The organism is Kitasatospora sp. NPDC127067 (assembly GCF_042724755.1).
In the GTDB taxonomy this organism is placed as follows: domain Bacteria; phylum Actinomycetota; class Actinomycetes; order Streptomycetales; family Streptomycetaceae; genus Kitasatospora; species Kitasatospora lactacystinica.
This window is the reverse complement of sequence record NZ_JBHXEM010000206.1, coordinates 1-9,779: the sequence shown is the minus strand read 5'-3', so window position 1 is coordinate 9,779 and position 9,779 is coordinate 1. Positions and strand designations below refer to the sequence as shown.

9 protein-coding genes are annotated in these 9,779 nt (G+C 73.5%); 4 read left to right on the top strand and 5 right to left on the bottom strand.

The features are described 5' to 3' along the window. Positions 1-166: 166 nt before the first annotated feature. From pcp to ACFWJ4_RS39555, 5 genes are all read right to left on the bottom strand, one after another. On the bottom strand, positions 167-850 hold the full coding sequence (gene pcp, locus ACFWJ4_RS39575) for a pyroglutamyl-peptidase I (protein ID WP_380553780.1): 684 nt from the start codon (positions 848-850) through the stop codon (positions 167-169). Positions 851-1,004: 154 nt separating this feature from the next. After that, positions 1,005-2,198, bottom strand: a complete 1,194-nt coding sequence (locus ACFWJ4_RS39570) for an alpha-hydroxy-acid oxidizing protein (RefSeq protein WP_380553777.1) — start codon at positions 2,196-2,198, stop codon at positions 1,005-1,007. A 166-nt stretch (positions 2,199-2,364) separates the two neighbouring features. Beyond that, positions 2,365-3,594, bottom strand: coding sequence for an MFS transporter (locus ACFWJ4_RS39565; RefSeq protein WP_380553774.1), 1,230 nt, complete (start codon positions 3,592-3,594; stop codon positions 2,365-2,367). A gap of 84 nt (positions 3,595-3,678) precedes the next feature. Further along, positions 3,679-4,494: a MerR family transcriptional regulator gene (locus tag ACFWJ4_RS39560; protein ID WP_380553771.1), complete on the bottom strand. Its 816-nt coding sequence runs from the start codon at positions 4,492-4,494 to the stop codon at positions 3,679-3,681. Between the two features lie 75 nt (positions 4,495-4,569). Beyond that, a complete protein-coding gene (locus ACFWJ4_RS39555) occupies positions 4,570-5,484 on the bottom strand; it encodes an alpha/beta fold hydrolase (RefSeq protein ID WP_380553768.1) in 915 nt (304 codons plus the stop codon). A gap of 235 nt (positions 5,485-5,719) precedes the next feature. On the opposite strand from ACFWJ4_RS39555, the gene ACFWJ4_RS39550 reads away from it, so the two are divergent. The 4 genes from ACFWJ4_RS39550 (at position 5,720) to ACFWJ4_RS39535 (ending at position 9,735) form a co-directional block, all read left to right on the top strand. After that, positions 5,720-7,255 carry a DUF2079 domain-containing protein gene (locus ACFWJ4_RS39550; RefSeq protein ID WP_380553765.1) on the top strand — a complete coding sequence of 512 codons (1,536 nt, stop codon included), beginning with the start codon at positions 5,720-5,722 and terminating at the stop codon, positions 7,253-7,255. Positions 7,256-7,353: 98 nt separating this feature from the next. After that, positions 7,354-7,785, top strand: coding sequence for a GntR family transcriptional regulator (locus ACFWJ4_RS39545; protein WP_380553762.1), 432 nt, complete (start codon positions 7,354-7,356; stop codon positions 7,783-7,785). Positions 7,786-7,828: 43 nt separating this feature from the next. Further along, positions 7,829-8,743 (top strand): ABC transporter ATP-binding protein, encoded by a 915-nt coding sequence (locus ACFWJ4_RS39540; RefSeq protein WP_380553759.1) that lies wholly within the window; start codon positions 7,829-7,831, stop codon positions 8,741-8,743. Continuing rightward, positions 8,740-9,735, top strand: coding sequence for a hypothetical protein (locus ACFWJ4_RS39535; RefSeq protein WP_380553756.1), 996 nt, complete (start codon positions 8,740-8,742; stop codon positions 9,733-9,735). The genes ACFWJ4_RS39540 and ACFWJ4_RS39535 overlap by 4 nt, the downstream gene beginning before the upstream one ends. The last annotated feature ends 44 nt before the right edge of the window (positions 9,736-9,779 follow it).

Genomic DNA, 9,779 nt, shown 5'->3' with positions numbered 1-9,779 from the left:
GAAGCTAAGCCTTACAGCGCCGATGGTACTGCAGGGGGGACCCTGTGGGAGAGTAGGACGCCGCCGAACAATTATTCAGAAGAACCCCCATCCGGGATCCGGATGGGGGTTCTTCGCATTTCCGGAAGTCTCCGGAACTCAGTCTCCAGAACCTAGTTTCGGGGAATCAGTTGATCCGGCGGGACAGCCAGCTTCGTCGGCGCGGTGCCGCCACCGTGCCGACGGGCGGCAGGTGGAGGGTGGCCACGGCGCTGCGGATCAGGATGCGGACCCCCTCGGCGGCCGTCTCGGCCGACATCGAGGCGCTCTGCTCCCGGCCGGAGGCCTGGCTCGGCAGGTACGGAAGGCGCGCGAACCCGCCGCGCAGCTCCGGGCGTTCGGTGGCGATCAGGTGCGCCAGCCCGTAGAACACGTGGTTGCAGAGGTGGGTGCCGGCGGTGTGCGAGACGGTGGCCGGGATCCCGGCCTGCTGGACCGCCTCCACGCAGGCCTTCACCGGCAGGGAGGAGAAGTACGCGGCCGGGCCGTCCGGCACGACCGGCTGGTCGAGCGGCTGGTTGCCCTTCCGGTCGGCTGTCCGGACGGCGTCGTCGAGGTTGATCGCCACCCGCTCGACCGTGAGGTCCGGCCGGTTGCCGCCCTGGCCGGTGGCGATGACCAGGTCCGGCTCGAACCGGGCCACCGCCCGGCGCAGTTCGGCGATCGAGTCGCCGAACGCCCAGGGCAGCCCGGCGAACTCCAGGGCCACCCCGGCCGGCGGACCGGCGGCGACCAGTCGGCCCGCCTCCAGGGACGAGTTCAGGGGATCGCGGCCGAACGGCTCGAAGGCGGTCAGCAGGACGCGGATGATGGCGGACCTCCGAGCGTGCGGGAACGTACGGACCCGATTTGTGCCGTTCGAGCGTAGGGCCGTCCCGAATGTCCCGGCAAGCCCCGCCGCTTTCCGGTGGACACGATGACCTGATTCCTCGTCGTGACCTGACTTCTTGTGACCTGAATTCTCGTCATGTGCGGCGCAGCGCGCCGTCCGCGCGGAGGGAGGCGAGGGTGGGATAGCCGTCGACGGCCATCAGGAGGTCGGCCTCGGCGAGCAGGGAGCGCAGTACGTGGACGATGCCGTCGGTGCCCTCCAGAGCCAGGCCGTAGGCGTACGGGCGGCCGACGCCGACGGCGGTGGCGCCGAGGGCGAGGGCCTTGACGACGTCGGTGCCCGAGCGGACGCCGGAGTCGAAGAGGACGGGCAGGCCGTCGGCGGCTTCGACGACGCCGGGGAGGGCGTCGAGGGCGGCGAGTCCGCCGTTGGCCTGGCGGCCGCCGTGGTTGGAGCAGTAGATGCCGTCGACGCCGCCGTCCCTGGCGCGGCGGACGTCCTCGGGGTGGCAGATGCCCTTGAGAAGGATCGGCAGGTCGGTGAGCGAGCGCAGCCAGGGCAGGTCGTCCCAGGTCAGGGGGTTGCCGAAGACGCCGGCCCACTCCAGGACGGCCGCCTGCGGGTCCTCCTCCGGGGCCTTGGCGAGGCGGGCGCGGAACACCGGGTCGGAGGTGTAGTTGGCCAGGCAGTGGCCGCGCAGCTGGGGGAAGTTGGCGGTCGCCAGGTCGCGCGGGCGCCAGCCGGTGACCCAGGTGTCCAGGGTGACGACGATGCCCCGGTAGCCGGCGGCCTGCGCCCGGTGCACCAGGCTCTCGGCGAGCGCCCGGTCGGTGGGGGTGTAGAGCTGGAAGAAGCCGGGAGTGTCGCCGAACTCGGCGGCCACCCGCTCCAGCGGATCGACCGTCAGGGTGGAGGCGACCATCGGCACACCGGTCCGGGCGGCGGCCCGGGCGGTGGCCAGGTCCCCGTGACCGTCCTGGGCGCACAGGCCGATCACCCCGATCGGAGCCATGAACAGCGGGGTCGGCAGCCGCATCCCGAACAGGCCCACCGACAGGTCCCGTGCGCGCGCGCCGACCATCATCCGCGGCACCAGGCCCCACCGGCCGAAGGCGGCGACGTTCGCCCGCTGGGTGGACTCGTCGCCCGCCCCGCCCGCCACGTAGGAGAGCACGGAGGGCGCCAGTGCCGTGCTCGCCCGTGCCTCCAGTTCGGTGAAGGCCATCGGCATCGTCGGCAGCACGCCGCCGAGCCCGCGCAGATAGATCTCGTTCTGGTAGTCGCCGAACCGCCCCTGGAACGCCGGATCCATCCGCTGGCTGTCCATCCGTCGGCCGTCCTCTCGTCCTCGGCCGCCCGGGACCGTCCCGGCCGGCGGTGCCGTCCGCGGCTCCGCCGTACGGACGGACGGGCTGACGGCACCCCGGCATTCTCACCGCGGACGGAGCGGACGGCCAGGGTCCGGCCGGGGGTGTGTCACCGCGTCGGCCGTCTCACGGCGTCGGCTCGGGACGGACCCGGTGGCCGTACCGCCACACGGCGGCCGCGGCGAGCAGGGCGACCGTCCCGCCGAGCAGCATGACCGTACCGGGGGAGGAGTGGTCCACCGCCAGGCCGCCGGCCAGCGCGCCGATCGAGAAGGCGGCCTGGAACGCCGAGGTGAAGACCACGCCGGCACCCTCCGGGGCGTGCGGGGCCGCGGCGAGGAACCAGCTGAGCGCGCAGACCGGGACGGCCCCGTAGGCGGTGCCCCAGAGCGCCAGCAGGACGGCGGCGCCCGGACCGCCGGTGCCCAGCAGCGGCAGCAGCAGCGCCGCGGCGGCGAGCAGGACGGCCGCCGTGCCGAACACCGGCCGCAGTGCCCCGTCCGCCCGGCCCCCGGCCAGGACGTTGCCGAGCAGTCCGGCGGCGCCGTACAGGAGCAGCAGGGCGGTGATCAGGCCGGGGCCGGCGTGGGTGGTGCCGGCGAGGAAGGGGGTGACGTAGGTGTAGCTGCCGAAGTGGGCCGGCACGATCAGGAAGGTCACCAGGATGCCGGTCCGGGTGCCCCGGCCGGCCAGCAGACCGCGCAGCACTCCTAGCCCGGTGACGGTCAGCGGGGGCAGCGGCGGCAGCGACCGCAGGAGGGCGGCCAGGGCGAGCAGGGTCAGCGCGGCCATCGCGAGGAAGGCCGTCCGCCAGCCGGCCAGGGAGGCGAGGAACGCCCCCGCCGGGACGCCGAGCACCGAGCCGAGCGGGACGGCGGAGAAGATCACCGTGTTGGCCCTGGCCCGCCGGTGCTCCGGGACGAGGCGCGGGGCGAGCCCCGAACCGATCGACCAGAAGGCCCCGATGACCAGGCCGAGGACGATCCGGGCGGCCAGTACCGCCCAGTAGGCGGGGGCGAAGGCGCTGAGCAGGTCCGCCAGGGTCAGCACCAGCAGCAGCGCGCAGAGCATGGTCCGCCGGTCCGCGCGCCGGGTCACGACGGTCACCAGGGGCGCGGCCACCGCGGCGACGATGCCCGGCAGGGTCATCATCAGCCCGGCCGTGCCGTCGGAGATCCGGAAGGTGGCGCCGATCGGGGTCAGCAGGCCGATCGGGAGGATCTCGGTGGTGACGATGGAGAACACGCCGGTCGTCACGGCGAGGACGGCGAGGGTGCCGCCGTCCCGGGGGCGCGGGCCCGGGGCGGTCGCGCCCGGGGTGGTCGGGGCTGGATGGAGGGTGGTGCCGGTCGGCATGCCGGAGGTCCCGTCGCTGGGTGGTGGGTTCGTGACCCGAAGTCCAGCAGTACGAAGGGGGGTTGGGCTGGCGTGAATCCGACGTCAACGCTTCCGTGCCGGGTCCGCGGCCCGGCCTTCCTCGGCGGCGGGGGGTTCTTCGGCGGGGCGGTGCTCCTCGGCAGGACTGGGGCCTTCGGCGAGGCGGCGCTGCTTGGCGCGGTGGGCGAGCACGCCGAGGATGCGCTGCCAGGTCGGCGAGGCCTCGGCGAGCCGGGAGAAGATCACCGCCTGCTTGCCGGGCCGGCTGCTGTCCCGCCCGTGGGCGGCCTCCCAGGCGTCCAGGTCGTCGATCAGCCGGTCCACACGGGGGTCGTCCGGTTCCCAGTCGAGCGACTGGTCGCAGAGCAGGAACAGCCGCATCGTCTCGGCGTCGCCGAAGCTGGCGTTCTTCTCCCGGATACCCTGGCGCATGGCCTCCGGGTCCAGGGCCTGGTGCAGGATCCAGGTGTCCCGTTCGAGCAGCACCGACCGCTCGCTGACCCCGAGCGCGCGCATCCGGTCCAGGATGGCGACCACCTCGGGCGGCAGCGCGAGCCGCTCGCCGCTCGCCAGGTCGGCGATCCGGCGGCGGTGCTCGGCGAGTTGGTCGATCCGGTGCCGCAGTTCGGCGTCGAGGTCGGTGATGGCGGCGGCGAACTCCTCCGGCTGCGCGTGCAGCAGCGCGTCGATCCGGGCCAGCGGCACCCCGGCGTCGGCGAGCGTCCTGATCCGGATGAGGTCCACCGCGGCCTGGGCACTGTACCGGCGGTAGCCGGAGCCGTCGCGCTCGGGCTCGGGCAGCAGCCCGACCTGGTGGTAGTGGCGGACGGTGCGTACGGTCACGCCCGCGGTCGCGGCGAGTTGACCGATCGTCAGCACCGTCCGGCTCCGGTTCCGTTGAGGATTCGTGGCTGTGGCTGTGGCTGTGGCTGTGGCTGTGGCTGTGGCCGAAGTCTAGGCGCGGCCCGCCCGGTCCACGACATCGCGGATCGCCCGGACCACGACATCGGTCCGCTCGAAGACGAACTGGCTGTGGCCGGTGTCGGCGAGGAGGCGCTGCTCGCCGTTGGAGACCCTGGCCACCATGTCCGCGTACAGCCGCGTCTTGCCGTCGTGCATCGCCTGGAGGAGTTCCTCCGACATCAGCGCCTGCTGGCCGGGGTCGACGCCCAGCGGGGTGAGCGCGATCAGCGGGACGTCGGGGAGGTCCGCCCCGGCCCGCAGTTCGACGGCCAGCTCGGGCATCGAGGCGCGTTCGGCGATGCCGGCGTGGATCCAGCGCTCGCTCACGTGGTACTCGGTCACCGCGTCGCGGACGTCCGCCGGGTAGTCCACGAGCAGTTCCTCGCACAGCTGCCGGATGGCGGGGAGCGCCTGCCGCAACTGCTCCTCGGTGGGCGACAGCCGCAGGGTGGCGGCCAGGCTCGCCTCGGCGGGCATGTAGTCGTCCCAGTCCCGGTGGAAGGCGTCCAGCCAGACCAGTCCGGCCACGTCCTGCGGGTACCGCTGGGCGAACCCGTGGGCGTACGCGCCGCCGAGCGAGTGTGCGACCAGGACGTACGGGCCGGGAACACCCTGGGCGCGCAGCAGTTCGCGCAGTTCGCCCGCGACCTCGGCGGCGGTGCGGGGCAGCGCGGCCTCGTCGCTGAAGCCGGTGCCGCCGCGGTCGTACACCACGGCGGTCGTGAACTGCGCGACCCCCTGCTGGACACCGAAGTAGTCCAGGCCGATGGCGCTGGCGCCGGGCAGGAGGACGACGGCGGGGCCGCCCGTGCCCTGGCGGTGCAGGTAGAGGCGGCGGCCGTCGACCTCCTGGAAGCCGCCGACCGGGGGGTGGAGCGGGGCGGTGGAAGTGCTCTCGTTCGTCATGCGGCAAGCCTCCAACCCTGACGTAGCGTCAAGGTCAAGCGTTCGTCGCGGGGAGTCTGGCGGGTGCGGGTGCGGGTGCGGGTGCGGGTGCTCGGGTGCTCGGGTGCGGAGTGAGCCGGATCGGGGGTTCGGAGGGCAGCCCGAAGGCCCGGTCGGCGTCGGCCGGCCGGGTTTGACGGCGGGTCCGGCTTCCATCACCCTTCCACTAATCAAATAGTGAAAGGGTACTTTGCCGATGCCCGCTTCCGTCTCCCCGCCGCGAGCCCTGCTGTCCGCAGCCTCCGCGTCCCCCGTTCCCTCCGTTGCTTCCGCCCCTGTCTCCGTTTCGGCCCCGACCACCTCGTCCGCGCCCTCCGCGCCCTCCGCCCGGTTCACGACCCTGCTGGCCCTGCTCACCCGCCGCCCCGCCGCACTCGCCTGGGGCCTGGCGGCCGGGTTCGCCGCGCTCTACATCTGCGTCGCCGTCAACCGGCACCGGCGCGGCCTCACCAAGGCCTACGACCTGGGCATCTTCGAGCAGGCCGTCCGGGCGTACGCCCACGGGCAGGCGCCGATCGTGCCGCTCAAGGGGCCCGGCTACCACCTGCTCGGGGACCACTTCCACCCGCTGATCGCCGTCCTCGCTCCCGCCTACCGGGCCTTCCCGAGCCCGCTCACCCTCGTCGTCGCCCAGGCGCTGCTGATGGCGCTGGCCGTCGTCCCGCTGACCCGCTGGGCCCACGAGGTGGCCGGGGCGAGGGCGGCACTGGTCGTCGGCTGCGCCACCGGGGCCTCCTGGGGGATCGTCCGGGCGGCGGCCGACGACTTCCACGAGATCGCCTTCGCCGTCCCGCTGCTCGCCTTCGCCGCCACCGCACTCGGCCGGCGCCGGCCGCTCGCCGCCGCGCTCTGGTCGCTGCCGCTGCTGCTGGTCAAGGAGGACCTGGGGCTGACGGTGGCCGCCGTCGGCGTCCTGATCGCCTGGCAGGCCCGGCGGGAGCGCCGCCGCAGCCCGCTGCCCGGGCTCGCCCTCGCCGTCGTCGGCTTCGCCGCGACCGTGCTCACCGTGCTCGTCGTGCTGCCGGCCTTCAACCCGAGCGGGGGCTTCGACTACTGGCAGCAGCTGGACGGCGGCGGGCAGGGCGGGCAGGCCTCGTTCTGGGCGCTGCCGCTGCGGCTCGGTTGGCCGCCGGTCAAGTGGCTGCTGCTGTTCCTGCTCGCCGCCACTGCCGGCTTCGCCGGTGTGCGCTCGCCGCTCCTCCTGCTCTGCGTGCCCACCCTCGCCTGGCGGCTGCTCTCGGCCAACCCGCACTACTGGGGCGTCAGTTACCACTACAGCGCGGTGCTGATGCCGATCGCGCTGGCGGCCCTGGTCGACGTCCTGCGGCGTTGCGACGCCCGCCGCGTCCGCCGTGCGCTCGCCGTCAGCGCCCTGGTGACCGCCGTGACGCTGCCGCTCTACCCGCTGCACGAGGTGGTGATGCCCGAGGCCTGGCGCACCTCGCCCCGGCTCACCGAGACCCGGGCGATGCTCCACCGGATACCCGACGGCGCCGCCGTGGCAGCCTCCAACCGGCTGGCGGCTCAGCTCACCGGCCGGGCCGAGGTCACCCTGGTCTGCCGGGCGCCGGTGGGCCCCGGACCGCAGTGGGTGGCCGTCGACCTGCGCGACCCGAGCGTGCAGGCCCCGTGCGCCACCGCCGACACCGCCCGGATGCTGGCCCTCTACCGGGAAGGCGGGTACCGTCCGCTGGTCGAGCAGGACGGCCTGCTCCTGCTGCAACGTCCCTGAAGGACCTCTGCCGGGACACCCTCCGGGGGTCCGGCTTGACCCGCGTGCCGCCGTGGGCCACTATTCCACTATTGAACTAGTGAAAGGCCGAAACGCCGGTGATCGAGTACCGCATTGAGCGGCGCAGCGGCGTCTCCACGTACCAGCAGATCGTGCAGCAGACCAAGCAGGCCCTGCGACTCGGACTGCTCCAGCCCGGAGACAAACTGCCGACCGCCCGTGAGGTGGTCGAACTGACCGCGATCAACCCGAATACCGTGCTGAAGGCCTATCGCGAACTCGAACGCGAAGGGCTGGTCGAACCCCGCCCGGGTCTCGGCACCTTCGTCCGGCGCTCGCTCGCCCGGCCGGAGGCGGCCGCGGACGGGCCGCTGCGCGCGGACCTGGTCGGGTGGGTGGACCGGGCCCGGGGGGCCGGCCTGGAGCGCGAGGACATCGCCGCGCTGATGGCCTCCGTCCTGGAGCAGCGCTTCGACACCGGGGTCTCCGGCTCCGACAGCAAGGCCTCCGGCTCCGACACCGGGGTCTGAGGACCCCTCGGCAACACCGAACAGAGAACAGTGGGGGGACCGGGTGGACGACCCGACGACCACGGCGCCCGCGTCGGCGCCGGCCCTGGAGGCCGAAGGCCTCGGCAGGAGGTACCGAGGCGGCTGGGCCCTGCGGGGCTGCGACCTCACCGTCCCGGCCGGGCGGATCTGCGGAGTGGTGGGCCCCAACGGCGCGGGCAAGAGCACCCTGCTCTCCCTCGCCGCCGGCCAACTCGCGCCCACCGAGGGCGGACTGCGGGTGCTGGGCGCCACCGCCGGTGATCCCGGGCTGCGCGCCCGGATCGCCTACGTGCCGCAGGACAAGCCGCTCTACCCGGGCCTCACCGTCGCCGAGACGCTGCGGATGGGCCGCGAGCTCAACCCGGTGTGGGACGAGGACGGGGCCCAACAGATCGTCGAACAGGGCGAGTTGAACCCCAATACGCGGATCGGCTCGCTCTCCGGCGGCCAGCGCACCAGGGTCTGCCTCGCCCTCGCCCTCGGCAAGCTCCCCGACCTGCTGCTGCTCGACGAGCCGATGGCCGACCTCGACCCGCTCGCCCGGCACCAGCTGATGGGCGCCCTGATGTCGTCCGCCGCCGAGCGCGGCACCAGCATCGTGCTGTCCTCGCACATCCTCCCCGAGCTGGACGGCGTCATCGACCACCTGCTCCTCGTCCAGCGCGGACGCATCCGGCTGGCCGGCGACCTGGAGGAGATCCTCGACGGGCACCGGCTGCTCACCGGCCCGGCCGCCCAGGAGCCCTCCCTGGCCGCCGAGTCGGTGGTCGAACAGCGCGTCAGCGGCCGCCGGGCCATCGCCCTGGTCCGCACCGACGAGCCGGTGGACGGCGAGTGGGAGAGCGAGCGCCCGAGCCTGGAGGACCTGCTGCTCGGCTACCTCCGCGGACCCGCCGAACCGGCCGACCGCAAGGAACCGAACGAGGTGGCCGCATGAGCACGACCGTCCTGCCCGACCGCACCACCGCTCCCACGGCCTCCACCAAGCCCGCCCTGCGCGGAATCCTCTGGCTGGTGCTGCGCCAGAACCGGCTCCTCCTGTGGACCCTGGGCATCCTGCTGGTCCTGGCGGTGGCCGACCTCCTGTGGATCCACTTCGCCAGCAGCCGGATCGTGAGCGAGCTGCACCGGACCGACTGCTACTACCCCGAGACCTGGGACCGGCGCGAGTGCTGGAACCGCCTGGAGCCGATCGACCGCCCGAACTTCTGGTACCTCCAGGTCCTCCAGCCCGCCGTCACCGCGGTCCCGCTGCTGACCGGCGTGTTCGTCGGCGCCCCGCTGCTGGCCCAGGAGTACGAACGCGGCACCATCCGCCTGATCCGGGCCCAGTCCGTCAGCCCGGTCCGCTGGCTGGCCGTCCGCCTCGCCGTTCCCGGCCTCGCCGTCCTGGCCGCCGCCGGCGTGCTCGCCTCCCTGATGACCTGGGTGTGGTGGACGGACATCGTGCACGGCCCGGCCGCCTTCGACCCGCCGTTCCAGTTCTTCACCTACCCGGTCCTCGGCCTCGCCCCGATCGCCTGGTCCCTGTTCGCCCTGACCCTCGGCGTCCTGATCGGCCAACTCGTCCGCCGCACCCTGCCCGCGATGTTCCTCACCGGCGCCCTCGTCGCCGCCGCCCACGGCCTCGTCCTCTGGGCCCGCCCCCACTTCTACCCGGCCGTGGAACAGATCGCCGCCGTGGGCACCCCCCAACCCACCAACGCCTGGCTCCTCGGCCGTGGCATCGTCCTGCCCGACGGCACCCACGCCAGCACCGACTCCTGCCTCTTCTCCGCCCGCGCCCCCGGCTGCGACGAGGCCATCGCCTCCTGGGCCCGCTTCCACCCGGCCGACCACCTCGTCCCCATCCAACTCGTCGAGGCCGGCATCCTCCTGGCGCTCACCCTGCTCCTGCTGCTCACCGTCTTCCGCCGCATCCGCGTCTAGGGGCGTGTCTGACAATTCCCGCCGGGTGCGCGAATTGTCAGACA